The organism is Xanthobacter pseudotagetidis, assembly GCF_043194795.2.
Taxonomy (GTDB): Bacteria; Pseudomonadota; Alphaproteobacteria; order Rhizobiales; family Xanthobacteraceae; genus Xanthobacter; species Xanthobacter tagetidis_A.
In genome coordinates, this window is sequence record NZ_CM195534.1 from 3,556,034 (window position 1) to 3,580,315 (window position 24,282).

General features: G+C 70.3%; 30 protein-coding genes and 1 pseudogene. 5 read left to right on the forward strand and 26 right to left on the reverse strand.

Annotated elements, in window-relative coordinates; all coding sequences use genetic code 11:
* Window positions 1-71: 71 nt before the first annotated feature.
* Window positions 72-1,379 (forward strand): adenylosuccinate lyase, encoded by a 1,308-nt coding sequence (gene purB, locus V5F67_RS16240; RefSeq protein ID WP_394016766.1) that lies wholly within the window; start codon window positions 72-74, stop codon window positions 1,377-1,379.
* A gap of 79 nt (window positions 1,380-1,458) precedes the next feature.
* Here purB and V5F67_RS16245 read toward each other — a convergent pair whose 3' ends face one another.
* The 11 genes from V5F67_RS16245 to purC form a co-directional block, all read right to left on the reverse strand.
* Window positions 1,459-1,758, reverse strand: coding sequence for a hypothetical protein (locus V5F67_RS16245; protein ID WP_394016765.1), 300 nt, complete (start codon window positions 1,756-1,758; stop codon window positions 1,459-1,461).
* The gene (grxD, locus tag V5F67_RS16250) at window positions 1,751-2,089 is read right to left on the reverse strand and encodes a Grx4 family monothiol glutaredoxin (protein WP_394016764.1); all 339 of its coding nucleotides are present in this window, start codon (window positions 2,087-2,089) and stop codon (window positions 1,751-1,753) included. The genes V5F67_RS16245 and grxD overlap by 8 nt, the downstream gene beginning before the upstream one ends.
* Before the next feature lie 152 nt (window positions 2,090-2,241).
* Entirely contained in the window at window positions 2,242-2,712 is a 471-nt protein-coding gene (locus V5F67_RS16255; protein ID WP_394016763.1) for a RidA family protein, read from the reverse strand.
* A gap of 111 nt (window positions 2,713-2,823) precedes the next feature.
* Window positions 2,824-3,063, reverse strand: a complete 240-nt coding sequence (locus tag V5F67_RS16260; RefSeq protein WP_394016762.1) for a BolA family protein — start codon at window positions 3,061-3,063, stop codon at window positions 2,824-2,826.
* Between the two features lie 25 nt (window positions 3,064-3,088).
* On the reverse strand, window positions 3,089-5,350 hold the full coding sequence (gene purL / locus V5F67_RS16265) for a phosphoribosylformylglycinamidine synthase subunit PurL (protein WP_394016761.1): 2,262 nt from the start codon (window positions 5,348-5,350) through the stop codon (window positions 3,089-3,091).
* Window positions 5,350-5,583, reverse strand: a complete 234-nt coding sequence (locus V5F67_RS16270; RefSeq protein ID WP_394016760.1) for a BrnA antitoxin family protein — start codon at window positions 5,581-5,583, stop codon at window positions 5,350-5,352. The genes purL and V5F67_RS16270 overlap by 1 nt, the downstream gene beginning before the upstream one ends.
* A gap of 10 nt (window positions 5,584-5,593) precedes the next feature.
* On the reverse strand, window positions 5,594-5,800 hold the full coding sequence (locus V5F67_RS16275; protein ID WP_509210664.1) for a BrnT family toxin: 207 nt from the start codon (window positions 5,798-5,800) through the stop codon (window positions 5,594-5,596).
* Window positions 5,801-5,815: 15 nt separating this feature from the next.
* Window positions 5,816-6,514 carry a phosphoribosylformylglycinamidine synthase subunit PurQ gene (gene purQ, locus V5F67_RS16280; RefSeq protein ID WP_394016759.1) on the reverse strand — a complete coding sequence of 233 codons (699 nt, stop codon included), beginning with the start codon at window positions 6,512-6,514 and terminating at the stop codon, window positions 5,816-5,818.
* A 6-nt stretch (window positions 6,515-6,520) separates the two neighbouring features.
* Window positions 6,521-6,748, reverse strand: coding sequence for a hypothetical protein (locus V5F67_RS16285; RefSeq protein ID WP_394016758.1), 228 nt, complete (start codon window positions 6,746-6,748; stop codon window positions 6,521-6,523).
* Window positions 6,749-6,798: 50 nt separating this feature from the next.
* Complete coding sequence (gene purS, locus V5F67_RS16290) at window positions 6,799-7,041, reverse strand: phosphoribosylformylglycinamidine synthase subunit PurS (protein WP_394016757.1); 243 nt, start codon at window positions 7,039-7,041, stop codon at window positions 6,799-6,801.
* Between the two features lie 221 nt (window positions 7,042-7,262).
* Window positions 7,263-8,057, reverse strand: a complete 795-nt coding sequence (gene purC, locus V5F67_RS16295; RefSeq protein ID WP_394016756.1) for a phosphoribosylaminoimidazolesuccinocarboxamide synthase — start codon at window positions 8,055-8,057, stop codon at window positions 7,263-7,265.
* Window positions 8,058-8,383: 326 nt separating this feature from the next.
* Here purC and V5F67_RS16300 point away from each other — a divergent pair, with 326 nt between their 5' ends.
* Window positions 8,384-8,707 (forward strand): DUF1476 domain-containing protein, encoded by a 324-nt coding sequence (locus V5F67_RS16300; protein WP_394016755.1) that lies wholly within the window; start codon window positions 8,384-8,386, stop codon window positions 8,705-8,707.
* A 97-nt stretch (window positions 8,708-8,804) separates the two neighbouring features.
* On the opposite strand, the gene rpsD is transcribed toward V5F67_RS16300, so the two are convergent.
* Window positions 8,805-9,422 (reverse strand): 30S ribosomal protein S4, encoded by a 618-nt coding sequence (gene rpsD / locus V5F67_RS16305; protein ID WP_394016754.1) that lies wholly within the window; start codon window positions 9,420-9,422, stop codon window positions 8,805-8,807.
* Window positions 9,423-9,771: 349 nt separating this feature from the next.
* Between rpsD and V5F67_RS16310 the strand changes: the two genes are divergently transcribed.
* The gene (locus tag V5F67_RS16310; protein ID WP_394016753.1) at window positions 9,772-10,482 is read left to right on the forward strand and encodes a type 1 glutamine amidotransferase; all 711 of its coding nucleotides are present in this window, start codon (window positions 9,772-9,774) and stop codon (window positions 10,480-10,482) included.
* 36 nt (window positions 10,483-10,518) lie between these two features.
* Here the strand turns inward: V5F67_RS16310 and V5F67_RS16315 are convergent, their stop codons facing one another.
* The 10 genes and pseudogenes from V5F67_RS16315 to V5F67_RS16360 form a co-directional block, all read right to left on the reverse strand.
* Window positions 10,519-11,805, reverse strand: coding sequence for a lytic murein transglycosylase (locus V5F67_RS16315; RefSeq protein ID WP_394016752.1), 1,287 nt, complete (start codon window positions 11,803-11,805; stop codon window positions 10,519-10,521).
* 25 nt (window positions 11,806-11,830) lie between these two features.
* Entirely contained in the window at window positions 11,831-12,661 is an 831-nt protein-coding gene (murI, locus tag V5F67_RS16320; protein ID WP_394017787.1) for a glutamate racemase, read from the reverse strand.
* Window positions 12,662-12,833: 172 nt separating this feature from the next.
* Window positions 12,834-13,331: a nickel-responsive transcriptional regulator NikR gene (gene nikR / locus V5F67_RS16325; RefSeq protein ID WP_394016751.1), complete on the reverse strand. Its 498-nt coding sequence runs from the start codon at window positions 13,329-13,331 to the stop codon at window positions 12,834-12,836.
* Window positions 13,332-13,406: 75 nt separating this feature from the next.
* Window positions 13,407-14,135 carry an energy-coupling factor ABC transporter ATP-binding protein gene (locus V5F67_RS16330; protein ID WP_394016750.1) on the reverse strand — a complete coding sequence of 243 codons (729 nt, stop codon included), beginning with the start codon at window positions 14,133-14,135 and terminating at the stop codon, window positions 13,407-13,409.
* Entirely contained in the window at window positions 14,132-14,896 is a 765-nt protein-coding gene (gene cbiQ / locus V5F67_RS16335; protein ID WP_394016749.1) for a cobalt ECF transporter T component CbiQ, read from the reverse strand. The genes V5F67_RS16330 and cbiQ overlap by 4 nt, the downstream gene beginning before the upstream one ends.
* Window positions 14,897-14,899: 3 nt before the next feature.
* On the reverse strand, window positions 14,900-15,574 hold the full coding sequence (locus V5F67_RS16340) for a NikL family nickel/cobalt ECF transporter subunit (protein ID WP_394016748.1): 675 nt from the start codon (window positions 15,572-15,574) through the stop codon (window positions 14,900-14,902).
* 83 nt (window positions 15,575-15,657) lie between these two features.
* Window positions 15,658-16,266 (reverse strand): annotated as a pseudogene (gene cbiM / locus V5F67_RS16345) (cobalt transporter CbiM); the annotation flags it as partial.
* Between the two features lie 7 nt (window positions 16,267-16,273).
* The gene (locus V5F67_RS16350; RefSeq protein WP_394016747.1) at window positions 16,274-17,095 is read right to left on the reverse strand and encodes a DUF4198 domain-containing protein; all 822 of its coding nucleotides are present in this window, start codon (window positions 17,093-17,095) and stop codon (window positions 16,274-16,276) included.
* Between the two features lie 316 nt (window positions 17,096-17,411).
* Window positions 17,412-18,593 carry an acyl-CoA dehydrogenase family protein gene (locus V5F67_RS16355; protein ID WP_394016746.1) on the reverse strand — a complete coding sequence of 394 codons (1,182 nt, stop codon included), beginning with the start codon at window positions 18,591-18,593 and terminating at the stop codon, window positions 17,412-17,414.
* Window position 18,594: 1 nt separating this feature from the next.
* On the reverse strand, window positions 18,595-19,590 hold the full coding sequence (locus tag V5F67_RS16360) for a Bug family tripartite tricarboxylate transporter substrate binding protein (RefSeq protein WP_394016745.1): 996 nt from the start codon (window positions 19,588-19,590) through the stop codon (window positions 18,595-18,597).
* Between the two features lie 117 nt (window positions 19,591-19,707).
* On the opposite strand from V5F67_RS16360, the gene V5F67_RS16365 reads away from it, so the two are divergent.
* A complete protein-coding gene (locus V5F67_RS16365; RefSeq protein WP_394016744.1) occupies window positions 19,708-20,457 on the forward strand; it encodes a TetR/AcrR family transcriptional regulator in 750 nt (249 codons plus the stop codon).
* A 58-nt stretch (window positions 20,458-20,515) separates the two neighbouring features.
* On the opposite strand, the gene V5F67_RS16370 is transcribed toward V5F67_RS16365, so the two are convergent.
* The 4 genes from V5F67_RS16370 to V5F67_RS16385 form a co-directional block, all read right to left on the reverse strand.
* On the reverse strand, window positions 20,516-20,704 hold the full coding sequence (locus tag V5F67_RS16370; RefSeq protein WP_394016743.1) for a DUF3008 family protein: 189 nt from the start codon (window positions 20,702-20,704) through the stop codon (window positions 20,516-20,518).
* 13 nt (window positions 20,705-20,717) lie between these two features.
* Entirely contained in the window at window positions 20,718-20,933 is a 216-nt protein-coding gene (locus V5F67_RS16375; protein WP_394016742.1) for a DUF2934 domain-containing protein, read from the reverse strand.
* Window positions 20,934-21,059: 126 nt separating this feature from the next.
* A complete protein-coding gene (lhpI, locus tag V5F67_RS16380; RefSeq protein WP_394016741.1) occupies window positions 21,060-21,998 on the reverse strand; it encodes a bifunctional Delta(1)-pyrroline-2-carboxylate/Delta(1)-piperideine-2-carboxylate reductase in 939 nt (312 codons plus the stop codon).
* A 76-nt stretch (window positions 21,999-22,074) separates the two neighbouring features.
* Entirely contained in the window at window positions 22,075-22,770 is a 696-nt protein-coding gene (locus tag V5F67_RS16385) for a TetR/AcrR family transcriptional regulator (RefSeq protein WP_394016740.1), read from the reverse strand.
* Between the two features lie 143 nt (window positions 22,771-22,913).
* On the opposite strand from V5F67_RS16385, the gene V5F67_RS16390 reads away from it, so the two are divergent.
* A complete protein-coding gene (locus V5F67_RS16390; RefSeq protein WP_394016739.1) occupies window positions 22,914-24,113 on the forward strand; it encodes an acyl-CoA dehydrogenase in 1,200 nt (399 codons plus the stop codon).
* The last annotated feature ends 169 nt before the right edge of the window (window positions 24,114-24,282 follow it).

Consider the following 24,282-nt stretch of genomic DNA (forward strand, 5'->3'; position numbering starts at 1 on the left):
CCGCGCCGCTACTCACCGGCGCCGCGATCTGCTAGATCGCCCGCTTGCACGTGGAAGGAACCGACGAGCCCATGATCCCCCGTTACAGCCGCCCGGAAATGGCCGCCATCTGGACCCCCGAGCAGCGCTTCCGCATCTGGTTCGAGATCGAGGCCCATGCCGCCGATGCCATGGCCGAGCTCGGCATCGTGCCGAAGGAGGCGGCCGCCAAGATCTGGGAACTGGGCGGCCCGGCCGAATTCGACATCGAGCGCATCGACGCCATCGAGCGCGAGGTGAAGCACGACGTCATCGCCTTCCTCACCCACCTCGCCGAGTTCGTCGGCCCCGAGGCGCGCTTCGTCCACCAGGGCATGACCTCGTCCGACGTGCTGGACACCTGCCTCTCGGTGCAGCTCAAGCGCGCCGCCGATCTCCTGATCGCCGACCTCGACAAGCTGCTGGAGGTGCTGGAGCGCCGCGCCTTCGAGCACAAGCTGACCCCGACCGTCGGCCGCTCGCACGGCATCCACGCCGAGCCCACCACCTTCGGCGTGAAGCTCGCCATCGCCGCGGCCGAGTTCCAGCGCAACCGCGCCCGCCTCGTCGCCGCGCGCGAGGAGATCGCCACCTGCGCCATTTCTGGGGCTGTCGGCACCTTCGCCCATGTGGACCCGCGCGTGGAGGAGCACGTCGCCGCCAAGATGGGCTTGAGCGTGGAGACCGTTTCCACCCAGGTGATCCCGCGCGACCGGCACGCCATGTTCTTCGCCACCCTGGGCGTCATCGCCTCCTCGGTGGAGCGGCTCGCCACCGAGGTGCGCCATCTCCAGCGCACGGAAGTGCTCGAGGCGGAGGAGTACTTCTCGCCCGAGCAGAAGGGCTCCTCGGCCATGCCGCACAAGCGCAACCCGGTGCTGACCGAGAACCTCACGGGCCTCGCCCGCATGGTGCGCGCCTATGTGACGCCGGCGCTGGAGAACGTGGCGCTCTGGCACGAGCGCGACATCTCCCACTCCTCGGTCGAGCGCATGATCGGCCCCGACGCCACGGTGACGCTGGACTTCGCGCTCTCGCGCCTGACGGGCGTGATGGACAAGCTCGTGGTCCATGCCGACAACATGCAGAAGAACATGGACAAACTGGGCGGCCTCATCCACTCCCAGCGGGTGCTGCTGGCGCTGACCCAGAGGGGCGCGAGCCGCGAGGACAGCTATCGCCTGGTCCAGCGCAACGCCATGAAGGTCTGGCGCGGCGAAGGCGACTTCCGCAGCTTCCTGCTCAACGACGCCGACGTGCGCAAATACCTGTCGGAAGACGACATCAACGAGAAGTTCGATCTCGGCTACCACCTGAAGCACGTCGATACCATCTTCAAGCGGGTGTTCGGCCACGCCTGAGCGGGGACGCCGCGAGAAACGAAAAAGGCCCGCCGGAGCGGGCCTTTTTCTTGTCCGGTGGGCGGATCCGATGTGCGGCTCAGCGCGCCACCACGGCCCCGACCAGGATCGCCAAGGGCGGCAGCCAGGCCATGGCGAGCGCAAGGTCGCGCCGCCCGCGCCGCCACATGACGAGCCCGAGCAGCGGCGAGAGCACGCACACCGCAAGGCTGATGCCCCAGCCCGCCACCGCCGACGCCTCGCCCCGCGCCCCTTCCGGACCGCCGAAGACGAAGCCGGAAATGGCGATCAGCAGCACCACGATCGCCGCGTCGGCCAGGATGCCGAGGGTGATCGCGACCTTGAGCGCCAGGGTCGGCGCGGTAGAGGCCTCAGCCAACGGCGCGGTCCCCGAGCGCAACGCCCTTCTCCTCCAGGAACGGCACCAGCTCGCCGGCCTGGAACATCTCGCGGACGATGTCGCAGCCGCCCACGAACTCGCCCTTCACGTAGAGCTGCGGAATGGTCGGCCAGTTGGCGTATTCCTTGATGCCCTGGCGCAGTTCGTCCGACTGGAGCACGTTGATGCCCTTGAAGGGCACGCCCACGTGATCGAGGATCTGCACCACCTGACCGGAGAAGCCGCACTGCGGGAACTGCGGCGTGCCCTTCATGAAGAGCACCACGTCGGTGCTCTTGACTTCGTGATCGATGAAATCGTGTGCGCTCATGGTCTCGCTTCCGCAAATCGGGGCCGCCGGACGGCAACCGTCCGTTTAAAGATCGGCCGCCCGAACGGAAAGTGCAAGATGGCCCCGGATGATGGCCCGGAGACAGGCGCTGCCGAAAATATCAGCAGCGCATCCGGTGGCGGGACGCGGCGCTATTTCTTCGCCGGCGCGTAGAAGGTGCCTTCCACTTCCACGATGTCGTCCTGGTTGAGGCGATCCACCTCGATGATGGTGCGTGGCGGATAAGGCGGCTTGCCCCACAGCTCTTCCTGCACCTTGTTCACGATCGGACGGTAGCGGAACATGTCGGTGACGTAGACCACGAGGCGCGTGGCGTCCTGGAGCGTCGCCCCGCCCGCCGCGGCGATCGTCTTCATGTTCAGGAACGCCTGGCGCACGCGCGCCTCATCGCCGGCGACCAGCTGGTTGGTGGCAGGATCGATGCCGCGCATGCCGGCAACGAACACGAAATCGCCCGCCTTCGTGCCGAGATTCCAGGTGCCCGTCGGCTTGATGGCACCGGACGGCGACAGGGTCACGACGCCGTTGGGCGACTGGGCTTGGGCGATGCCTGAAGCGAGGGAGGCGGTGAGGGTCAACGCGATGAACCACGCGGAACGCATGGAATTTTCCTCCGGCTGGTGAACGAAAGGCCAGCCGAGGGTTGATCAGCGCCGGTGCGCGGTCACGTCCAAATTGAATGCAGCCGGTCGCGTGATCTGCATGCTGAAGCGTCAGAGCGTCTCCGGCACGCTGGTCTGCAGCGCGAGCGCGTGCAGCACGCCGCCCATGTTCCCTTTCAGCGCGGCATAGACCATCTGATGCTGCTGCACCCGGCTCTTGCCGCGGAACGCCTCCGAGACGATGCGGGCGGCATAGTGGTCCCCGTCGCCCGCGAGGTCCTCGATCACCACGGTGGCGTCGGGCAGCGCCTCCTTGATGAGCTTCTCGATCTCTCGCGGGTGCATGGGCATAAGGCTGTCCTCGAAATCACCGGCCTCAGGAGGCGCCCATATAGATGGGAAGCCAGGTCTCGTGCCGGTCGCGCAGGGATTCCACCATGATGGCCCGGTCGTCCGGGATTGCAAGCTTGTCGCCGCCGGTCTTGCCGATCTTCACCAGCGGCACGCCGAGCGCCTCCGCCTTGCGCGAGATCTCCGCGGTCTGGCCGCTCGGCACGGTGACGATGTAGCGCGCCTGATCCTCGCCGAACCACCAGGCGAACGGGTCCATGCCCGCCGGCGGCGCCTCCAGCGAGGCGCCGAGGCGCCCGGCCATGGCCATCTCCGCGAGCGCCACCAGGAGGCCGCCGTCGGCGATGTCGTGAACCGCCGTGGCGATGCCGTCATGGATCAGCGCCCGCACGAAGTCGCCGTTGCGCTTCTCGGCGAGCAGGTCCACCGGCGGCGGCGCCCCCTCCTCCCGCTCGCAGATCGAGGAGAGGAACTTGCTGGCGCCCAGCCAGCCTTGGGTCTTGCCGATCAGCAGGATCGGCTCGCCCGCCGCCTTGAAGCCGAGCGTCGCGGTCTTGTGCAGATCCTCGATCAGGCCGACGCCGCCGATGGTGGGCGTGGGCAGGATCGCCTGGCCGTTGGTCTCGTTGTAGAGGCTGACATTGCCCGACACGACCGGGAAGTCGAGCGCCTCGCAGGCGGCGCCGATGCCCTTCACGCAGCCCACGAACTGGCCCATGATCTCGGGCTTCTCGGGATTGCCGAAGTTCAAATTGTCGGTCACGGCGATGGGCAGCGCGCCGACCGCTGTGAGGTTGCGCCAGGCCTCGGCCACCGCCTGCTTGCCGCCCTCGAAAGGGTCGGCCTCGCAATAGCGCGGGGTGACGTCGGTGGTGAAGGCGAGCGCCTTGGGGCCGTCCTCCACCCGCACCACGCCGGCGTCGCCGCCCGGGCGCTGCACGGTGTTGCCAAGGATGAGGTGGTCGTACTGCTCCCACACCCAGCGCTTGGAGCACAGGTCCGGCGAGGCGATGAGACGCTCCAGCGCGTCGGCCACCGACGAGGAGGTGCGCACATCCGCCGGCGCGATCACCGGGCGGGCCTTGGGCTCCTCGTAGGGCCGGCGATATTCCGGCGCCTCGTCGCCCAGTTCCTTGATGGGCAGGTCCGCCTCGACGAGCCCCTTGTGCTTCACCACGAAGCGCAGCGTGTCGGTGGTGTAGCCGATGATGGCGAAGTCGAGCCCCCACTTGCGGAAGATCGCCTCGGCCTCGGCCTCCTTGCCGTCGGCGATCACCATGAGCATGCGCTCCTGGCTCTCCGACAGCATCATCTCGTAGGCGCTCATGCCGGCCTCGCGGCAGGGCACCTTGTCGAGGTCGAGCTCGACGCCGAGATTGCCCTTGGCACCCATCTCCACCGCCGAGCAGGTGAGGCCGGCGGCGCCCATGTCCTGGATCGCCACCACGCAGCCCGCCTTCATGATCTCGAGGCAGGCCTCCAGCAGCAGCTTCTCGGCGAAGGGGTCGCCCACCTGGACGGTCGGGCGCTTCTCCTCGGCGTCGGCGCCGAACTCGTTGGACGCCATGGTGGCGCCGTGGATGCCGTCGCGGCCGGTCTTCGAGCCCAGATAGACGATGGCGCGCCCGACCCCGGTCGCCGCCGCGTAGAAGATCTCGTCGGTCTTCGCGAGGCCGACCGCCATGGCGTTGACGAGGATGTTGCCGTTGTAGCGCTTGTGGAAGCCCACCGAGCCGCCCACGGTGGGCACGCCGAACGAGTTGCCGTAGCCGCCGATGCCGGCCACCACGCCCGCCAGCAGGCGCCGGGTCTTCGGATGATGGCAGTCGCCGAAGCGCAGGAAGTCGAGCGCCGCGATCGGCCGCGCGCCCATGGTGAACACGTCGCGCAGGATGCCGCCGACCCCGGTCGCCGCGCCCTGGTAGGGCTCGATGAAGGAGGGGTGGTTGTGGCTCTCCATCTTGAACACCACGGCGAGGCCGTCGCCGATGTCCACCACGCCCGCATTCTCGCCAGGCCCCTGGATCACGCGCTTGCCCTTGGTGGGGAGCGTGCGCAGCCAGACCTTGGACGACTTGTAGGAGCAGTGCTCGTTCCACATGGCCGAGACGATGCCGAGCTCGGTGATCGACGGCTCGCGGCCGATGAGCTTGACGAAGTGCTCGTACTCCTCCGGCTTGAGGCCGTGCTCGGCCACGAGCTCGGGAGTGATGCGGGGCGTGTTGGGAATGAGGTTCACGATTTGGGTTTCCCGGCCGTGTCGCTGCGGTGAGGCATCACGAGGCATCACTTGGCGCGATGGGCGTCATAATAGGCGCGCAGGATGGCATTCATGCGCGTGAGGTGGCCCTTTCCCTGGGCCTTGAACCAGTCGAGCACATCGCTGTCCACCCTGAGGTGAACCGAGGTCTTGCCGGGCGGCTCGGGGAAGACCACGCGGGCGTTCTCCCAGAAGCTCTCCGGCAGCTCGTACCCGGGGGCGTCGGGGGCGGTCGGCAGCAGTTCTCCGGCAAGCTCCATCCGCTCGATCTCATCGAGGGAAGCACGCCTGATCCGCGGCTCGGGCTCGCGCTCCGGCCTTCCACGCCGTGATGAGGCGGACTTTTTCGCCGCGGCGGGTGAAGGCGACGACGAAGTGCTCTCCGCCCGCTTCGCCGATCGCGATGTAGCGATCTTCTCCATAATCCCTCCGGCCTCGTCCCACTCGAACTCCACAGGCACACATCCGTGTACACATTTTCAAGCCGCGGGATCACGCCGCCTTCAGGGCGCCGGCGAGGCTCTCGAACAGGCCGCGGCCGTCGGTGGGGCCGATCTCGGCCTCGATGTAGTTCTCCGGGTGCGGCATCATGCCGAGCACGTTGAACTTCTCGGAATAGATGCCGGCAATGCCGTTGATGGCGCCGTTCGGCCCGTCCGTCTCGTCGATCTGGCCGTCGCGGCGGGCGTAGCGGAAGGCGACGCGGCCGTCATGCTCCAGCCGGGCGATCGTGGCCTCGTCGGCGGTGTAGTTGCCCTCGCCATGGGCGACCGGGATGCGGATGAGATCGCCCTTGCGATAGGCCTTGGTGAAAGGGGTATCGGCGCGCTCGACCCGCAGCAGCACCTCGCGGCAGACGAACCGGAGGCGCGCGTTGCGCACCAGCACGCCCGGCAGGAGCCCGGCCTCGCACAGGATCTGGAAGCCGTTGCAGATGCCGAGCACCAGCCCGCCCTTGGCGGCGTGGGCACGCACCGCGTCCATGATGTTGGCGCGCGCGGCGATGGCGCCGCAGCGCAGATAGTCGCCGTAGGAGAAGCCGCCGGGCAGCACCACGAGGTCGGTGCCCGAAGGCAGTTCGTGGTCGGCGTGCCAGACCACCTGGGGCTTGGCGCCGCCGACGAGCTTCAGCGCCCGCACGGCGTCCTGCTCGCGGTTGGAGCCGGGGAAGAGGATGACGGCTGGTTTCATGGTCTCTCAGTGGGTGCCGACGAGGTCGAGCCTGCGTTCGATGCGGTCGAGACGCGCGTCGTGGCGCGCGAGGATGCCGTAGATGTTGTGTACGTCCTGATGCAGACCGGATACGTGGGAGCGCATGGCTGACAGTTCCTGCCGCACTTCCTCAAGCCTCAGATTCATCTGGTCGAGCCGGGTCTGCATCGACTTCAGAACCTCATAAAGAAGCTCGTTGGTGATCTCGGCCATCCCGCCCTCTCGGCGGCCCTGCTGCGGCCGCGTCACGCAAGGATATCACATCACTCCGCGAACTCGACCTTGTAGGTCTCGATCACGGTGTTGGCGAGGAGCTTGTCGCAGGCTTCCTTCAGGGCGCCTTCGGCGCTCGTGCGGTCGTTGCCGGCCAGCTCCACGTCGAACACCTTGCCCTGGCGCACGCTCTGCACGCCGGCAACGCCGAGCGAGCGCAGCGCGCCCTCGATGGCCTTGCCCTGCGGGTCGAGCACCGCCGACTTCAAGGTGACGATCACCCGGGCCTTCATGACAACCTCGCCTTCATGACAACCTCGCCTCCATGGCCTCTGGGCCTTCGCCTGCCACCGGGCCGCGGACGGTTGGATGGCACGGCCCAAGGAATGCTGCAACAGGAACGCTGCAACGCAAAACGGGGGCCGAGCGGGCCCCCGTGTCGCTCGAATTTCCCGGCCCGGCGCCGGGCTTGGCCGCACACCTTCCCGGCGCACGGCTCAACCTTCTGCCTGCCTCACTTGACGAGGACCGGCCCCTTGCCCTGGGTGGGGTCGTTCTCCATCAGGATGCCGAGCCGGCGCGCGACCTCGGAATAGGCCTCGACGAGGCCGCCCATGTCGCGGCGGAAGCGGTCCTTGTCCATCTTGTCGTTGGACTTGATGTCCCAGAGCCGGCACGAATCGGGGCTGATCTCGTCCGCCACCACGATCCGCATCATGTCGTTCTCCCACAGCCGGCCGCACTCCATCTTGAAGTCGATGAGGCGGATGCCGACGCCGAGGAAGAGGCCGGACAGGAAGTCGTTGACACGGATCGCCAGGGCGATGATGTCGTCGATCTCCTGGGTGGTGGCCCAGCCGAAGGCGGTGATGTGCTCTTCGGAGACCAGCGGATCGTTCAGCGCGTCGTTCTTGTAGTAGAACTCGATGATCGAGCGCGGCAGCTGGGTGCCCTCCTCGATCCCGAGGCGGGTCGCGAGCGAGCCGGCCGCCACGTTGCGCACCACGATCTCGAGGGGGATGATCTCCACCTCGCGGATCAGCTGCTCGCGCATGTTCAGGCGGCGGATGAAGTGCGTCGGCACGCCGATGTCGTTCAACCGGGAGAAGATATACTCCGAAATCCGGTTGTTGAGCACGCCCTTGCCGTCGATCACCTCGTGCTTCTTGGCGTTGAAGGCCGTGGCATCGTCCTTGAAATGCTGGATCAAGGTGCCGGGCTCGGGGCCTTCATAGAGGACCTTCGCCTTGCCTTCGTAGATTCGGCGGCGGCGGCTCATGGGGGTATACCGTGACTTGAGGAAATCCATTGTTGCCAAGGCTCCGTTCGGGTGACGCTCCTCGGCGGGGCGTGGAAAGCTGACGCGCGCCACACCCGTCAGGACACTAGCCGATCACGCGCCGCGATACAACGCGGCCGCTTGGCCGGCACTTTGGCCAGGGGCGGCAGCACCTTGGCGGAACACGGTTGCCATCGTCCGGCCTCCTGTCACGCCCGCGGAGCGACGATCCGCGACATGCCGCTGCGTCTTCGCCCGTTGATCTAGTTCGTGCCGCGCACTATGCAAGAGCCGCCTCGCGCCGTGCGCCGCACGTGCCGGGATCAGGTCACGCAAACGTCAGGAAGAGGACTGCCATGACCACGTTCGACAAGCGCGAGGAAGGGTTCGAGAAGCGCTTCGCGCTGGACGAGGAGTCCCGCTTCAAGGCGCTGGCCCGCCGCAACAAGAAGCTCGGCCTGTGGGCCGCCGAGAAGCTGGGCCTCGCCGGCGAGGCCGCCGAGGCCTATGCCAAGGAAGTGGTGGTCGCCGATCTGGAGGAGGCCGGCGACGAGGACGTGTTCCGCAAGCTGCGCAGCGACTTCGACGCCAAGGGCGTGGACGTCTCCGACCACCAGATCCGCCGCTCCATGGACGAGTTCCTCGCCGCCGCGGCGGCCGAGGTGAAGTCGGCCGGCTGACGCCGCGCGCACGTCTCTGGCGCTGCCGCCCGGCGGCGCCAACGAAAAAAGGCCGCCCCGAAAGGGCGGCCTTCTTGATTCCGGAACCGGGAACCGGTCAGCGCGAGTAGTACTCGACCACCAGGTTCGGCTCCATCTGAACCGGATAGGGCACCTCGTTCAGCTCCGGGATGCGGGCGAACTTGGCGCTCAGCTTGTGGCTGTCCACCTCGATATAGTCCGGCACGTCGCGCTCGGCGAGCTGCTGGGCCTCAAGCACCAGGAGCATCTGGCGGGAGGCTTCTTTCACCTCGATCACGTCGCCGACCTTCACGAGGTAGGACGGGATGTTCACGCGCTTGCCGTTCACCTTCACGTGGCCGTGGGAGACGAACTGGCGGGCGGCGAAGATGGTGGGCACGAACTTGGCACGGTAGACCACCGCGTCCAGGCGGCGCTCCAGCAGGCCGATCAGGTTGGCGCCGGTGTCGCCCTTCAGGCGGGCGGCCTCGACGTAGATCCTGTGGAACTGCTTCTCGCCGATCGAGCCATAGTAGCCCTTGAGCTTCTGCTTGGCGCGCAGCTGCACGCCGAAGTCGGAGAGCTTGCCCTTGCGGCGCTGGCCGTGCTGGCCGGGGCCGTACTCGCGGCGGTTGACGGGGCTCTTCGGGCGGCCCCAGATGTTCTCGCCCATGCGGCGGTCGATCTTGTGCTTGGCCGCAATGCGCTTGCTCATGTAACGCGGATCCTTGATGTTCTTCAGTGGGTTGGGATCGCGCCCCTCCTCTGCGGAAAAGGTCCGGGCCTCTCGCCCTTCCCTGTCCCGCCGACAGGCTCGCCCGGCGCGCTGCCTGGCGATGCCACGGGTGCGTGAAACGCCGAACGGGCCGACGCCGGCCCGCAAGGTCTGGCGCTCTTAGTCGCGGCGCCCGGGAAAGTCAATGGCGACGCCACTCCGCCGGAGCCCGGGGCTATTCATTCACGCCGCGAATGTTTCACCCACAAGAAATATTCTTGCAAGAGGAAGCCCTGCTCCGCCAGTATCCGGCGACCCGCCTTCCCCTTCCCCGTTTCGGAGACTTCCCTTGCGCGCCCTCGTCTTCCAGCACGTCGCCGCCGAGCACCCGGGCAGCTTCCGCGACCTCATGCGCGCCGACGGCGTGGCGTGGGACGCGGTCGAGCTGGACGAAGGCGAGAAAATCCCGTCCCTCGACGGCTATGACGTCCTGATGGTGTTCGGCGGCCCCATGGACGTCTGGCAGGAGGAGGAGCATCCCTGGCTGATCGCCGAGAAGCAGGCGATCCGGGACTGGATGGCGACGGGCCGGCCCTATCTCGGCGTTTGCCTTGGACATCAACTGCTTGCGGACGCGCTGGGCGGCAAGGTCGGGCTCATGGCGAAGCCGGAGGTGGGCGTCACCGACGTGAGCCTGACGGCCGACGGCACCGCCTCGCCGCTGTTCCAGGGCCTCGGCGGGACGTTCCCGACGCTGCAGTGGCACGGCGCCGCGGTCCTGGAATTGCCCAAGGGCGCCAAGATCCTGGCCAGGAACGACCACTGCCCGATCCAGGCCCTGCAGGTGGGCGCGCGCGCGTTCGGCATCCAGTACCATGTGGAGCTGACCGAGGCGACGGTGCCGGAATGGGGCGAGATCGTCGAGTATCGCTGCGCGCTGGAGGCCATCACCGGCCCCGAGGGCCAGAAGCTGCTGGAGGCGGCGACGCGGGAGAAGATGCCGGTGTTCCGCGAGGCCGCCGGCAAGCTCTACCGCAACTTCCGCGCCACCTGGGGCTGAGCGCCCACGCCGCGCGGCGCCCGGACGGCCCTGCGCTCAGATGCCCCTGCGCAGGGTGTTCAGCACCACGAGGCCGGCATAGCCGTCGGCCGGGGTGATCCCGGCCTTCTGCTGGAAGGCGCGCACCGCCCGCTGGGTGATGGTGCCGACCCGGCCGTCGGTGCCGCCGGTGTCGAAGCCGAGCGCGGTCAGGCGGCGCTGGATCTCCTGGATCTCCGCCAGGGTCAGCGCCCGCTCGCCGCCCGGCCAGGGGGTGCGGAAGCCCTCGTAGCCCATCACCCGGTCGCCCAGATGCACCACGGCGAGGGCGTAGTTGGACGAAGGGTTGTAGGAGCGCACCGCGTAGAAGTTCGGCAGCAGCAGCAGCGCCGGCCCGCCCGGGCCGCCCGGCAGCCACAGGCGCGCCGGGTCCGGCAGGCCGGCGATGGACTGGCCGTCGACGGAGGCGAGCCCCATCTGCGACCAGTCGTTGAGCGAGCGGCGGGTCTTGTTGTCGGCGAGGTCGGTGTTGAAGCCCATGGGCAGGCGCGCCTCGAAGCCCCAGGGCTCGCCGCGCCGGTACTTGCCGCGCTTCACCAGATAGTTGGCGGTGCCGGCGAGGGCATCGTCCGGCGGCCCGAAGGGCGAGATGCGGCCGTCGCCGTCATAGTCGACGCCCATGTTCAGCCAGACCTCGGGCATCCACTGCGTGTGCCCCATGGCGCCCGCCCACGACCCGTTCATCTGCGACGGGCTTCCCCAGCCGCGCTGGACGATGACGAGGGCGTTGAGAAGCTCGGCCTCCCAGTATTTGCGCCGGCGCGGCTCGCCCCAGGCGAGGGCGGCGAGGCTCGGGAACACCGGCGGCATGGCGTTGACGTTGCTCAGGATGTCGCCATAGGCGCTCTCCATGCCCCAATAGCCGAGCATGACGGAGCGCTCGACGCCGAAGTCGCGCTCGATGCGCTCGAACAGGCCGGAATACTCGCGCAGCCGCTGGCGGCCGCGCTCGATGCGCCAGTCGGAGACGCGGCGGTTGAGATACTGCCAGACCTCCTCGGTGAATTCCGGCTGCGCCCGGTCCTGGGCATAGACGCGGGTGTCGGGCTTCAGGCCGTTGAAGACGCGGTCATAGACCTCGTCCGAGATGCCGCGCTGCTTGGCGCGGGCACGGAAGCGGCGCACCCAGGCATCGAACGGCTGCGAGGCCGACTGGGCGAACGCCTCCGGCGTCGCCAGCATCGGCAGCGCCGCCCCGGCGCCCGCCAGCCCCAGGGTGAAGGCACGCCGGCTCAGCAGGCCGGCGACGCCGCGCGGTGAATGGCGCGAAGAGTCATGGGTCATGGCTCCCCCTTCTCACATGTTGGCTTCAGCTCAGGACGCCGAGCGGCGTCGCAAGGAGATCGGCCGCCGCGACCGGACGGCCGATGATGGCGCCGATGCGCGCATGCTCCAGCGGCCGGCCGGTGGAGAGGAGCCGCACCGGCTCGGGCGCGTCCACCTCCTTCGGCGCCGGGCCGATCAGCGAGACCACCCGGCGGGCGATGGCCGGGGCCGGATCGATCCAGGAGACCGGCCAGGGGGCAAGGCGCGCCAGCCGGTCGGCGATCAGCGGATAATGGGTGCAGGCCAGCACCACCGTGTCGGTGGCCCGCCCGCCCTCGGAGACGAAGCAGGGCGCGATCTCGGCGGCGATCTCGCCATCGTCCACAGGCTCGCCGGCAAGCACGGCCTCGGCGAGCGCGGCGAGGCGCGGGCTCGGCACCAGGTCCACGGCGCAGCCGTCGGCGAAGGCGCGCACCAGTTCCGAGGTGTAGTCGCGCCGCACCGTGCCGGGGGTCGCGAGGATGCTCACCCGCCGCGAGCGGGAGGCGGCGCAGGCGGGCTTCACCGCCGGCACCGTGCCGACGAAGGGGATGGCATGGCGCGCGCGCAGGCTCGGCAGCGCGGCGGTGGAGGCGGTGTTGCAGGCGATCACCGCCAGATCGGGGCGCACGGCGTCGATGAGCCGGTCCATCACCTCGTCGACACGCGCCACCAAGGCGCGCTCGGTGAGGTCGCCATAGGGGAAGCCGGCATCGTCGGCGGCGTAGACGAAGGTCGCGTCCGGGCGCGCGCGGGCGATCTCGCGGAACACCGAGAGTCCCCCGAGCCCGGAATCAAACACGAGGATGGTGGGCGGCTTCACGGCGCCGGGCATCACGGCTCTAGGTCTCTCGGCAAGGTCAGTGACGGTCGCCATAGCTTATCCTAACCGGCCCCGGCGAGATTGTGACGCCGGACCGGTAAAGGAAAGCTGACCGCGCTGCCGCGGCGGGAGGGCCGACGGCCAAGGGCAAGGGCAAGGGCAAGGGCAAGAGACACCCCGCCCCTCACCCCTCCGCGTCCTGATCGCGGTGGTGGTGGTGATGGCCGTGCGGACCGTGGCTGTGCGCGTGATCGTGATCGTGACCCTCGCCGCCGGCGCGCGCCTCCACCGGCACCAGCACGAGGCGGCCGTGGCGCACGCCGCGCTCGGCGATCAGGTGCTCGGAGAAGTGCCTGAGGCTGCGCGTCGGCCCCCGCAGCAGCGCCACCTCCAGGCACTGGTCGTGGTCGAGATGCATGTGCAGCGTGCACACCGACATGTCGTGGTGGAGGTGGTGCGCCTCGGTGAGGCGCTTCGACATGTTCCGCGCCTCGTGGTCGTAGAGATAGACCAGCGCGCCCACCGCGTCCTCGCCCTCCCCGGCCGCCTCGGCGGCCTGGCGCAGGCCCGAGCGGGCGAGGTCGCGCACCGCCTCCGAGCGGTTCTGGTAGCCCCGGCTCTCGATGAAGCGGTCGAGCTCGGCGACGAGGTCCTCGTCCAGGGTGACGGTCACGCGCTGCATGGCGCCATCTCCATTGGGGCCTGTCACGGATCGCCCCTCGACCGACGTAGGCCAGCGGCGGCGGCGCGTAAAGCCTCAGCCCTCCGCGTGGCGGTGGCCGGCGTCGAGGCCGTGGATGTGGATCTCCTCCTGCGTCACCACATGGCGGTGCACCAGCGCCGGGTGGACGGCGCCGTCGCGCAGCAGCACCGCGCGGGTGGCGATGCGCTCCACGAAGCCGCGGTCGTGGGAGACCACCAGCAGCGCCGCGTCGAGGCCGAGCAGGATGTCGATCATGCGGGCGCGGTTCTGCTCGTCGAGGTCGTTGGTGGGCTCGTCGAGCAGCAGCGCGTCCGGCGCCATGGCGAGGAGGGCCGAGAGGCACACGAGGCGCTTCTCGCCGCCCGAGAGGCGGTGCGTCACCCGCTCCGAAAGATGCAGCAGGCCGACGCGCTCCAGCACCTGCCGCGCGGCGGCGAACGCCGCATCCCGAGGCAGGCCGAGATTGAGCGGGCCGAACGCCACGTCGTCGATCACGGTGGGGCAGAAGAGCTGGTCGTCCGGGTCCTGGAACATGAGCTGGGCGCGGGCCCGCACGGCGCGGAAGTCCTTCTCCTCCCGGCGCTCCTCGCCGAAGGCGACGACGCGCCCGGCGCTCGGGCGCTCGAGCCCGACAAGCGTGCGCAGCAGCGTGGTCTTGCCCGAGCCGTTGGGGCCGACGAGGGCGAGCCGCTCGCCCGCATGGAGCTGGAGGTCGGCGCCGGCGAGCACGGCGCGCCCGCCGCGCGCCACGGTGACGCCGTCGAGCGCCAGGAGCGCGCTCATGGCAGGCGCTCCGCCGCGAGCGCGGCGAGGATCGCCGCCGCCAGCAGGAGGGCGAAGGCGAGGTCGGCGGGACCGAAAGCGGGGCGCTCCGCCGGCGCCGGCAGGCGGCCGGCGAAGCCGCGGCAGCGCATGGCCTCGGAGACGCGCTCGGCGCGCTCCAGCGCCCGCACCAGCACCATGCCCAGCATGTGGCCGTAGGTGCGCCAGGTGTGGAGCGAGGAGCGCGGCGCGAAGGCGCGCGCGCGCATGGCCTCCTGGAGCCGCGCCGTCTCGGCCCTCAGCACCCCGCCATAGCGCACCACCAGCAGGAACAGCTGCACCAGGCGCTCCGGCGCCTTCAGCGCCAGCGCCGCCGCGCCGATGCGCACCGGCTCCAGGCCGCCGAGCAGCGCGAAGACGAGGAAGCCGCAGGCGTTCACCTTGAGCAAAATCTGCAGGGCGCGGGCGAAGCCTTCGGCGCTGGCGGCGAGCGGCGGCGCGCCGAACAGCGGCGTTCCGGGCACCGTGAAGGGAAGGAAGGCGAGCAGCACCAGCATGAAGCCTTCCAGATGGACCAGCCGCCGCATCAGCGCCGCCGCCCCCGGCCCCGCCGCCAGCGCCAGCGCTAAGGCGCCGAGCGCCGCCACGGCGAGCACGGGGAGGCTGGAGAGGAGCGCCACCGCCACCACCGCCACGAAGGCGCCGAGGAGGCGCGTGCGCGGATCGAGCGCCTCGACGCCGAGCCGGAGCGGCGCGACCGCGGCGCCGAGGGCCGCCGGCATCGCCTAGCCCTCCGCCTTCGGCGGGCGCGCGCCGCGCCGGGAGGAGGCCCAGAGCGCGGCGCCGGCGAGACCGACAATCATGCCGATGCCGCCCATCACGTCGTTGAAGCGCACCCGGCCCTCGGCCTCGGCCTCAGCTTCCAGAAGCGGGCGGATCTGCCGGGCGACGGCGGTCTCCACCAGGCCGGCCAGCGCCGCCGGGTCGCAGACGGCAGCGGGGCCCCGTCCTGTGAGGGAAGACGCGGACGACGTAGCGTCCGCCCCAGCAGCCACCGACGCCGGCGCAGGCGCGGAAGCGCCGGCTTCCCCGGCCGGGGGCGCGGGAATCGGGGCCGAAATCGCAGCGGTGGCGAAGCGGTCGGCGGCGACGCCCGCCTCGGCGGCGTGGCCGTCGCCCGCATCCACCACCACGGTGATGGCCTCGGGGCGGGCGGGCGTGAAGGCGAAGGCGCCATCGGCGTCGGTCACGGCCTCGCCGAGCGTCCTGCCGGCGGCGTCGCGGAACGCCACATGGGCGCCGCCCGGGCGCCCGCCGCCGACGAAGAAGGCATAGCCGGAGACGGCGTTCCCCTCCACGGTGGCGAACACCTTCAGCCGGTGCGCTGCGGCGGGCAGCGGCGCCAGCGCCACCGCGAGCGCGGCGAGCGCGAAGCGCAGCCCGGCGCGGGGCGCCCTCACGGCCGCTTGCCAGCGGCCGCGCCGGCCGGCGGCGCGGCGGCCGGTGCCACGGCCGGCGCCATGATCGGCGGAATGACCGGCGCCGGGGCGAAACCCGCCAGCGCCTCGGGCCGCACCCGCGCCAGGAAGGCGACGGCGAAGCCGGTGACGAGGGCCTCGCCCAGGGCGAGCGGCACATAGGTGAGAAGGATGATGCGCGCCGAGGGCACGAACTCGGAGGCCGAGAGCGCCAGCGCGGCGGCGACCATCCCCCCCGTCAGCACCACGCAGGCCGCGCCGGCGAAGGCGCCGACGCCCCCCGCCCTGGCCGGCGAGGCGCCGCGCAGCAGCGGGCCGAGCAGGACGCCGCACAGGAGCCCCGGCAGGGCGATGTTGACGGTGTTGACGCCGAGCGTGGTCAGCCCGCCGAAGCCGAACAGCAGCGCCTGGAGCACGAGGCCCACGAACACGGCGGGAAACACCGCCGGGCCGATCGTCAGCCCCATCAGCCCCGACAGCAGGAGGTGCACGCTCGATGGCCCCACCGGGATCGCCACCAGCGACACGGCGAAGAAGCCGCAGGCGAGGATGGCGACCTTCGGGATCTCCTCCTCGCCGATGCGCCTCAGCCCGTAGCCGATCCCGGCGACGGCAAGCACGGCGCCGCCGGCCAGCACCGGCATCGAGAGCACGCCGTCGGGGATATGGGCCATCGGCGCCTCACTTCGCCTGGGCGGCGGCCGTCGCGGCAGGCGCCATGTCGGTGGCCTTCACCCACATGAGGGCGCCGAGCTCCACCGGCACCTTCTTGCCGTCCGGCGCGGCCATGGGGGCGTCGGCCTCCACCAGGGCGGCGAAGCCCCACCAGCCGGCGCGCGGCATGGCATAGGTGAAGACGCCGTCCTTGTCGGCCTTGATGACCTGGGTGACGAAGGCGTCGTTGGGGGCCTTCACGGCGCCGTCGTTCACGTACTCCACCTCGACCTCGGCGAACGGCACCGGCTTGCCGTCCCTGCACACGATGCCGCGGAAGACGTTGCCGGTCCAAAGCCCGGTGGGGCGGGCGAGCGGCTCGATCTCCACCGGCAGGCCGACCATGGCGTCCCAGCCCTCGCCGGAGGCGAAGCCGTCCACCACCACCTTGGCGTAATGGATGATGTACTTGCCCTCGGCGGGCTCGAAATAAGGCTGCGGCTCGACGAAGAACACGGCGGCGCCGGGCTGCTTCAGCTCATAGGTGGCGCGCCAGGCGCCCTTTCCGCCTTGGGCCGCGTCGGTCAGCGTCGCGGTGAGGTCGCGCACCTTGCCGTCGGCCTTCACGCCGAAGCGCTTGGGCTTCTTCATGTCCATCACCGGCCCGCCGTCCATGGGGTGGGTGAAGACCAGGTCGAGCGTCACCGGACCGCCCTCCGGCAGCACGTCGGCGGAGGGGAGAAGCTCCTGGAAATGGGCGGCGGCGGGAGCGGCCGTCAGGAGCGGCGCGAGAAGCCCGAGGCCGGCGACGAGCACGCTCCGCGCGGCCCCGTTGAGACCATCCACCATGTCGTCTCCCCCTCGCTTCCGCCAGCTGTGGCCAGGCGATTCCGCCCGCCCTGCGGCGCATCCTAAGATCATACTTTCTTGAAATTTCATCATACGTCAACAGAAATGGAGCGGCCGTCATGCCCGGGCTCGACCTGCGCATCCACCGCCAACCGCTTGGGCAAGATTGCAGGAGCTTCCGGCAGCCCCCGCCGCTGCGGGAACGAAAAACGCCGTCCGCGCGGCAGCGCGGACGGCGTTTCCCGAGACCGGTCCTGAGCGCCTTCTCCCCCTCCCTCCCCCGCGAGCTGGAGAGGAAGATCGGCGCAGCGCCCCCTCAAGCGGTGAGAGGCAGCGGCCGGCCCTTGCGCAGCACGGCGCGGGCGATGTTGGTCTGCTGGATCTGCGAGGTGCCCTCGAAGATGCGGAACAGGCGCACGTCCCGGTAGAGCCGCGCCACGGCGCGCTGCTCCAGATAGCCCTGCCCGCCCAGCATCTGCACCACCCGGTCCGCCACCTTCGACACGATCTCGGAGGCGAACAGCTTGGCGCAGGCGATCTCGACGATGGGGATGGGCGGGCCGCGGTCGAAGCCGCGCGCCGCATCCAGCACCAGAGCACGGGCGGCGAGCACCTCGGACTGGCTCTCGCCGAGGAGCACCTGCATGGCCTGGAACTCGCCGATCGGCTTGCCGAACTGCTGGCGCTCCAGGAGATAGGCGGTGCCCTCGTCCAGCAGCCGCAGCGCCTGGCCGACGCAGGTGGCGCCCACATGGGTGCGGGCGTGGTTGATGCCGCGCAGCGCCTTCTTCAGGCCATTGCCCTCCGAGCCCCCCAGCAGGGCGGAAGCCGGGACGCGGCACTCGGAGAAATGCACCTCGCCCACATGGGAGCCGCGCTGGCCCATCATGCGGTCGTGCGGCGGGGTTTCGAGCCCCGCCGTGCCGCGCTCCACCAGGAGGCAGGAGAGCGCATCCGCCCCCTCCCCCTCCCCGGTGCGCGCCACCACCATGAACACGTCCGCATCGGGCGCGTTGGTGATGTAGCGCTTGGCGCCGGTGATCACGTAGTGGTCGCCGTCGCGCACCGCGCGGGTCTCCACCGCCCCCGCGTCGGAGCCCGCCGCCTCTTCCGTGAGGCAGAAGGCGCCGGTCATGGCGCCGGAGGCCATGGCCGGCAGGTAGCGCCGGCGCTGCCCGTCGGTGCCGTAGTCGAGGATGACCTGCGAGGTCAGCCCGATGGTGGTGGAGAAGCGCGAGCGGTAGACCGCCGAGGCCTGGGTGAATTCCATGGTGAGCAGCGCCTGCTGCTCCATGGTCCAGCCGAGCCCGCCATATTCATGCGGCAGCGTGATCCCGAACAGGCCGATGCGCCGCATGGCGTCGACGATGTCCGCCGGGATCGCGTCCTCGCGCTCGACGGTGTCCTCCGCCGGCCGCAGCACCTCCCGCGTGAAGGTCCGGATTTCCTCGAGATAGTCTTGGAACGAGACGTTCCGGGGAGAGGCGACGCCGTGCATGTCACTGCACCGTGATGCCGGCGGCCTTGATGACCTCGGCCCACTGGTCGCGGTCCTTGACCATGAAGGCGGCGAGCTCCTGCGGGGTCGAGGACGCGACGACGGCGCTGAGCGGCTTCATGCGCTCGATCACGCCGGGCTTGGCGAGGCCGGAGACCAGCGCCGCGTTGAGGCACTTGATGGTCTTCTCCGGCGTGCCGGCGGGGGCGAGCACGGCGAGGTAGGTCACGACGTTGAATCCGGGCACCACGGTCTCGGCCACGGTCGGCACGTCCGGCAGCGCGTCGGAGCGCTTGTCGGAGGTGACGGCGAGCGCCTTGAGCTTGCCGTCCTTCACCAGCGGCACGGCGAGCGTCATGGTCAGCGCCATGGCCTGGATGCGGTTGGTGACGAGGTCCTGCGTCGCCTGCGGCTGGCCCTGGTAGGGCACGTGCTGCATGTCGATGCCGGTCTTCGCCTTCAGCATCTCCATGGCGAGGTGCGGCGAGGAGCCGGTGCCGGCCGAGCCGAAGTTGATCTTGCCCGGGTTGGCCTTGGCGTAGGCGATCAGCTCGGCCATGGAATTGACCGGCACCTCGGGGTTGACGACGATCAGGTTCGGCACCGAGCCGACCATGCCCACCGGCGCGAAGTCCTTGATGGCGTCGAAGGTCTGCTTTTTGTAGAGGCTCGGATTGATGGTGTGGGCGGCGCTGGCGAGGACCAGCGTGCGCCCGTCGGGGGCGGCGCGGGCCACGGCGGCGGTGCCGATGTTGCTGCCGGCGCCGGCCTTGTTCTCGACGATGACGTTCTGGCCGACGCTGGTGCGCAGCTCGTCCGCCACCACGCGGCCGACGAGGTCCACCACGCCGCCGGGGGCGTAGGGAACGACCAGGGTGATGGTGTCCGAGGTGCAGGCCTCGCTCGCCATGGCGGCGCCGGGCGCGACGCTCAGGCCGAGCGCGAGGGCAAGGCCGGCGTGCCGCAGATGCCGGAGGATGACGGGTGCAGCGATCATTGGGTTCCTCCCCGAAGCAGGATATGGCCCGTGCTGGCGCGGGCCTTCAGTGATGCTGGCGACGTTAATTCAAGTGATTTAAACTGGCAAGCCTAGGCTGGCCGGGGAGGCGGGAGGATGGAAGAGCCGAAAGCGGAGAAGCGCCGGGGACGCCCCCCGGGCAGCGGTCGCGCCCGCCCGGCGCCGCAGGCCCAGCCGGCCGGCGAGAAGTCCACCCGCGCCCATCTCATCGAGGTGGCCGAGCGCCTGTTCGCCTCGAACGGCATCGACGCCACCTCCATGCGCGAGATCAACCGCGCGGCGGACCAGCAGAACGCCTCGGCGATCCACTATTATTTCGGCTCCAAGGAGGCGCTGATCACCGCCATCCTCGACCTGCGCATGTCGGAGGTGAACGTCGCCCGCCTCGCCGAACTGAAGACGCTGCAGGAGGCCGGGCTCGCCGGGGATCTGCGGGCGCTGACGCAGGTCTTCATCCTGCCGCTCGCCGCCCAGCTCAACGACGGCAGCGGCTCCAACCACTACATCCGCTTCCTGGCGCAGTTCTACGCCAGCCAGCAGTTCGACATCTGGGCCATCGCCAAGGACCGCAACGACGCCAGCCTGTCGCGGGTGGTGAGCCTGCTGCACGCCATCCTGCCGCATCTCCCGCGCGCGCTCGTGCGCGACCGCGTCTCCATCGCCTTGCGCCAGGCGATCTACGCGCTCGCCGACTGGGAGCGGGACAAGGCCGCCGGGCGCCTCAATCTCGGGCTCGAGAAGGCGGCGTTCGTCGCCAATCTGGTGGACATGACCGAAGGCGCGCTCGCCGCCGACCTTTCACCGGCCACCGCCGCCGCGCTGGCACGGCAGGACGTCACCGACTGAGCGGCGGCCGGGGCCGCCGCCGCGCGACGCCGATCGCGGGGCGCCGATCGCGGGGCGCTCAGTCCCTGCCCACCCGCTGCGGCTTGCCCTTGCGCGGCGTGGAGGCCATGTCCTCCAGCTCCGTCCGGGTCATGCTCTGCGCCATCGAGCGCGAAGCCCCCTTGAGCTTCGCCTTGGGCATCTCGCCGCGCTTGGCGGCGAGCGCCGCGCCCGCCGCCTTCTGCTGCGCCTGGGATTTCGCCGGCATGGGGGAACCCTCCTTATTGGGCAGGGCTCTGGCCCTTGAGCACCTGGAGCTCGGCGCGCTCCCAGAACTCGCGGTCGCGCCCCTGCGGCGAGCCGGCCTCGCGCCACAGGGCATGGGCCCGGCGCTTGATGCGCTGGAGCTCATCCGCCGTGAGGCCGGCGAAGGCGCCGGTCCCGGGCTTGGCGCGCCCGGCGTCGGGCGTGTTTGAATTGGCGGCACTCTGGCTCATGGCAGCCTCCCTTGGTCGCGCCTCTGCGGCCCCACTCCAGCCCTGCGAAATGCAACGCCGGTCCGGCCGCGCGGGTTCCCGCGCGATCCAACCCAAGGGACACCATCGGCGCCGGGCCGCGGCCCGTCAGACCACGCGGGCAAGCACCAGCTCGGCCGCCGTGAGGTCTTCCAGCGCCGCGCCCACGGACTTGAACAGGGTGATCTCGTCGGCGCCGGCCCGCCCCGTCACCCGGCCGGCGCACAGATCGAACAGGTCGCCCTCCACCCGCTCCTCGTCGAAGGCGCCGCTCGCCTTGGCCTGCAGCAGGTCGCCGGCCTCCGCCAGCGCGCCGGCGCGGGTGTCCACGAAGATGCGGGCGCGGGCGACGAGCGCGTCGTCGCTCTCGCGCATGTCCGACCGGAACGCGCCCACGAGGTCGACATGGGCGCCGGGCCTCACCCAGTCCCCGCGCACCAGCGGCGCGCGCGAGGTGGTGGCGCAGGTGACGATGTCGGCCTGCGCCACCGCGGCGGCGAGGTCCTCCACCGGCGCGGCGGGCAGCCCCTCCGCCGCGAGACGGGCGGCGAGCGCGCGCGCCTTCTCCGGCGCGCGGCCGTGGACCATCACCTTGGCGAGCCGGCGACCTGTGGCATGGGCGCGGGCGAGGTGCGGCGCCAGGTGCCCCGTGCCGACGACGAGCAGGGTCCGGGCGTCCTCCCGCGCCAGATGGCGCGCCGCCAGCAGCGAGGCGGCGGCGGTGCGCTGGTTGGTGAGCGCGTCGGAATCCATCACCGCCTCGGGCAGGCCGGTTTCGCCGTCGAACAGCACATAGACGCCGTTGACCGCGCCGAGGCCGCGCCGGCCGTTCTGCGGGAACACGTTGACGAGCTTGACGCCGAAGCGGGCGCCACGGCGCCAGGCGGGCATCATCAGGAGGTGGCCCGGCGCGTCGGCGCCGCCCACGTCATAGGCGAGCCGCAGCGGCGCCTCCACCTGCGGGGAAGCGAAGGCGGCGGCAAGCGCGTCGGCGAGCGCGCCGTAGTCGAGAGCCTGTTCGATCTCGGCGGCCGGGAACTGGCGCATGGGCACTCCTTGGGCAAAAGGCGCCGGCACCATGCCGTCCGGGACGGCCCGGCCGCAAGCCGTCTCCCGCGCGGGCTCAGCGCGGCAGCAGGCCCCCGGCGATCAGGTCGCAATAGAAGTCGGCCACCTCCTCCGCGCCCATGGCGCCGTCGGGGCGATACCAGCGCGCCATCCAGGACAGGAGCGAGAGCACGGCGCGGCCGGTCATGGCCACGTCCATGGCGCGGAACGAGCCGTCCGCCACCCCTTCGGCGACGATGGCCCGCAGCAGCCCCTCATGGGCATCGCGCAGGCGCAAGGCGTCGTCCTTGAGCGCGGTGCTCGCCATGCCGGAATAGCCCACCAGCATGGTGACGAAGCTGTCGTAGTTCTCCGCGAGGTAGCGCGCATGGCCGACCATGAAGAGGCGCAGCCGCTCGCGCGGGCTCCGCCCCTCGGCCACGGCCACAGCGCCGGCCCGGTTCAGGCCCTCCAGCGTGCGGATGATGATGGCGTCGTAGATCTCCTGCTTGGTGGCGAAGTAGTTGTAGATCGCCCCCTTGGAGTAATTGAGCGTCGCCGCCACCTCGGCCAGCGAGGAGGCGCCATAGCCCTTCTGCGCGAACATCTTCGCCGCCTGGCGCAAAATCTCCTCGCGCGGGTCGCTCACCAGCGGCGGGCGTCCGAGGCGCTTTTCCTCCGCCTCCCGCGCCGGAACCTCCGGGGCCTTGCGCGGCCGCCCCCTGCCCTTGCCGGGCGCCGTCCGGGCCGGCGCGGCGGCCGGATGCGGCATCTGTTCCTTGCTGGACAGGGCGCGAACCTCCGTCTCGACTCCGTGCGCGGCTTGCGCTATACGGTCATCATTATATTCCGACCAGTCGGAATGTAAATCACCCCACCGCCTCGCGACCCGACAAAACCCCTGGGAGCATCACCATGGCCGCGCCGTCCTCGTCCAAGCCCGTGTTCGACTGGACCGATCCCTTCGGCCTCGACGGCCAGCTCTCCGACGAGGAGCGGATGGTGCGCGACACCGCGCGCGACTACGCCCAGGAGAAGCTGCTGCCGCGCGTCACCTCCGCCTATCTGGAGGAGCGGTTCGACCGCGAGATCATGAACGAGATGGGCGCGCTCGGCCTGCTCGGCCCGACCGTGCCGGTGGAGTATGGCGGCGCCGGCCTCAACTATGTCTCCTACGGCCTCGCCGCGCGCGAGGTGGAGCGGGTGGACAGCGGCTACCGCTCGGCCATGAGCGTGCAGTCCTCGCTGGTGATGCACCCCATCAACGCCTACGGCTCCGAGGCGCAGAAGAAGAAGTACCTGCCGAAGCTCGCCACCGGCGAGTGGGTGGGCTGCTTCGGCCTCACCGAGCCGGACGCCGGCTCCGATCCCGGCGGCATGCGCACCCGCGCCGAGAAGGTCTCGGACGGCTACCGCCTCACCGGCTCGAAGATGTGGATCACCAACGCCCCCATCGCCGACCTCGCGGTGGTGTGGGCGAAGTCGGCGGCGCACGACAACGCCATCCGCGGCTTCGTCGTCGAGCGCGGCATGGCCGGCCTCTCCACCCCCAAGATCGAGGGCAAGCTCTCGCTGCGCGCCTCCATCACCGGCGAGGTGGTGCTCGACGGCGTGGTGGTGCCGGAGGAGAACCTTTTGCCGGGCGCCTCGGGCCTCGCCGGCCCGTTCGGCTGCCTCAACCGCGCCCGCTTCGGCATCGGCTGGGGCGCCATGGGCGCCGCCGAGGCGTGCTTCGCCGCCGCGCGCCAGTACACGCTCGACCGCAAGCAGTTCGGCCGCCCGCTCGCCGCGACCCAGCTGGTGCAGAAGAAGCTTGCCGACATGGCCACCGAGATCGCCCTCGGCCTCCAGGCCTGCCTCCAGGTGGGCCGGCTGATGGATGCCGGCCAGCTGCCGCCGGAGACCATCTCCTTCATCAAGCGCAACAATTGCGGCAAGGCGCTGGACATCGCCCGGGTCGCGCGCGACATGCACGGCGGCAACGGCATCTCCGCCGACTTCCACGTGATGCGCCACGCCGCGAACCTGGAGACGGTGAACACCTACGAGGGCACGCACGACATCCATGCGCTGATCCTCGGCCGCGCCATCACCGGCATCCAGGCCTTCTTCTGAGGCCGGCTCCGGCCCGCTCGCCCAACGCGCCCGCCACCATTTCAAGGCGGCCCCTCCCCCTTGTGGGGAGGGGCAGGGGTGGGGGTGTTCGGGAGCGTCATCGTTTCTCGCCCCATCGCCCTCCGGCCTGAGCGGAGGGCCCAGGGTGCATCCCGAGCGGAAAGGATGG

Excerpts from the sequence above, each read along its gene's own strand:
- V5F67_RS16375 (WP_394016742.1), bottom strand. The coding sequence starts at position 20,933 with ATGAGCCAGAGTGCCGCCAATTCAAACACGCCCGACGCCGGGCGCGCC.
- V5F67_RS16300 (WP_394016755.1), top strand. The coding sequence starts at position 8,384 with ATGACCACGTTCGACAAGCGCGAGGAAGGGTTCGAGAAGCGCTTCGCG.
- murI (WP_394017787.1), bottom strand. The coding sequence starts at position 12,661 with ATGCCCGGCGCCGTGAAGCCGCCCACCATCCTCGTGTTTGATTCCGGG.
- nikR (WP_394016751.1), bottom strand. The coding sequence starts at position 13,331 with ATGCAGCGCGTGACCGTCACCCTGGACGAGGACCTCGTCGCCGAGCTC.
- V5F67_RS16285 (WP_394016758.1), bottom strand. The coding sequence starts at position 6,748 with ATGGCCGAGATCACCAACGAGCTTCTTTATGAGGTTCTGAAGTCGATG.
- purC (WP_394016756.1), bottom strand. The coding sequence starts at position 8,057 with ATGGATTTCCTCAAGTCACGGTATACCCCCATGAGCCGCCGCCGCCGA.
- purB (WP_394016766.1), top strand. The coding sequence starts at position 72 with ATGATCCCCCGTTACAGCCGCCCGGAAATGGCCGCCATCTGGACCCCC.
- V5F67_RS16315 (WP_394016752.1), bottom strand. The coding sequence starts at position 11,805 with ATGACCCATGACTCTTCGCGCCATTCACCGCGCGGCGTCGCCGGCCTG.
- purS (WP_394016757.1), bottom strand. The coding sequence starts at position 7,041 with ATGAAGGCCCGGGTGATCGTCACCTTGAAGTCGGCGGTGCTCGACCCG.
- V5F67_RS16350 (WP_394016747.1), bottom strand. The coding sequence starts at position 17,095 with ATGGTGGATGGTCTCAACGGGGCCGCGCGGAGCGTGCTCGTCGCCGGC.
- rpsD (WP_394016754.1), bottom strand. The coding sequence starts at position 9,422 with ATGAGCAAGCGCATTGCGGCCAAGCACAAGATCGACCGCCGCATGGGC.
- V5F67_RS16360 (WP_394016745.1), bottom strand. The coding sequence starts at position 19,590 with ATGATCGCTGCACCCGTCATCCTCCGGCATCTGCGGCACGCCGGCCTT.
- lhpI (WP_394016741.1), bottom strand. The coding sequence starts at position 21,998 with ATGCGCCAGTTCCCGGCCGCCGAGATCGAACAGGCTCTCGACTACGGC.
- V5F67_RS16365 (WP_394016744.1), top strand. The coding sequence starts at position 19,708 with ATGGAAGAGCCGAAAGCGGAGAAGCGCCGGGGACGCCCCCCGGGCAGC.
- V5F67_RS16260 (WP_394016762.1), bottom strand. The coding sequence starts at position 3,063 with ATGCCCATGCACCCGCGAGAGATCGAGAAGCTCATCAAGGAGGCGCTG.
- purQ (WP_394016759.1), bottom strand. The coding sequence starts at position 6,514 with ATGAAACCAGCCGTCATCCTCTTCCCCGGCTCCAACCGCGAGCAGGAC.
- cbiQ (WP_394016749.1), bottom strand. The coding sequence starts at position 14,896 with ATGCCGGCGGCCCTCGGCGCCGCGGTCGCGCCGCTCCGGCTCGGCGTC.
- V5F67_RS16270 (WP_394016760.1), bottom strand. The coding sequence starts at position 5,583 with ATGGAGCTTGCCGGAGAACTGCTGCCGACCGCCCCCGACGCCCCCGGG.
- V5F67_RS16330 (WP_394016750.1), bottom strand. The coding sequence starts at position 14,135 with ATGAGCGCGCTCCTGGCGCTCGACGGCGTCACCGTGGCGCGCGGCGGG.
- V5F67_RS16385 (WP_394016740.1), bottom strand. The coding sequence starts at position 22,770 with ATGCCGCATCCGGCCGCCGCGCCGGCCCGGACGGCGCCCGGCAAGGGC.
- grxD (WP_394016764.1), bottom strand. The coding sequence starts at position 2,089 with ATGAGCGCACACGATTTCATCGATCACGAAGTCAAGAGCACCGACGTG.
- V5F67_RS16255 (WP_394016763.1), bottom strand. The coding sequence starts at position 2,712 with ATGCGTTCCGCGTGGTTCATCGCGTTGACCCTCACCGCCTCCCTCGCT.
- V5F67_RS16275 (WP_509210664.1), bottom strand. The coding sequence starts at position 5,800 with ATGTGTACACGGATGTGTGCCTGTGGAGTTCGAGTGGGACGAGGCCGG.
- V5F67_RS16390 (WP_394016739.1), top strand. The coding sequence starts at position 22,914 with ATGGCCGCGCCGTCCTCGTCCAAGCCCGTGTTCGACTGGACCGATCCC.
- V5F67_RS16370 (WP_394016743.1), bottom strand. The coding sequence starts at position 20,704 with ATGCCGGCGAAATCCCAGGCGCAGCAGAAGGCGGCGGGCGCGGCGCTC.
- purL (WP_394016761.1), bottom strand. The coding sequence starts at position 5,350 with ATGCCTCGTGATGCCTCACCGCAGCGACACGGCCGGGAAACCCAAATC.
- V5F67_RS16355 (WP_394016746.1), bottom strand. The coding sequence starts at position 18,593 with ATGCACGGCGTCGCCTCTCCCCGGAACGTCTCGTTCCAAGACTATCTC.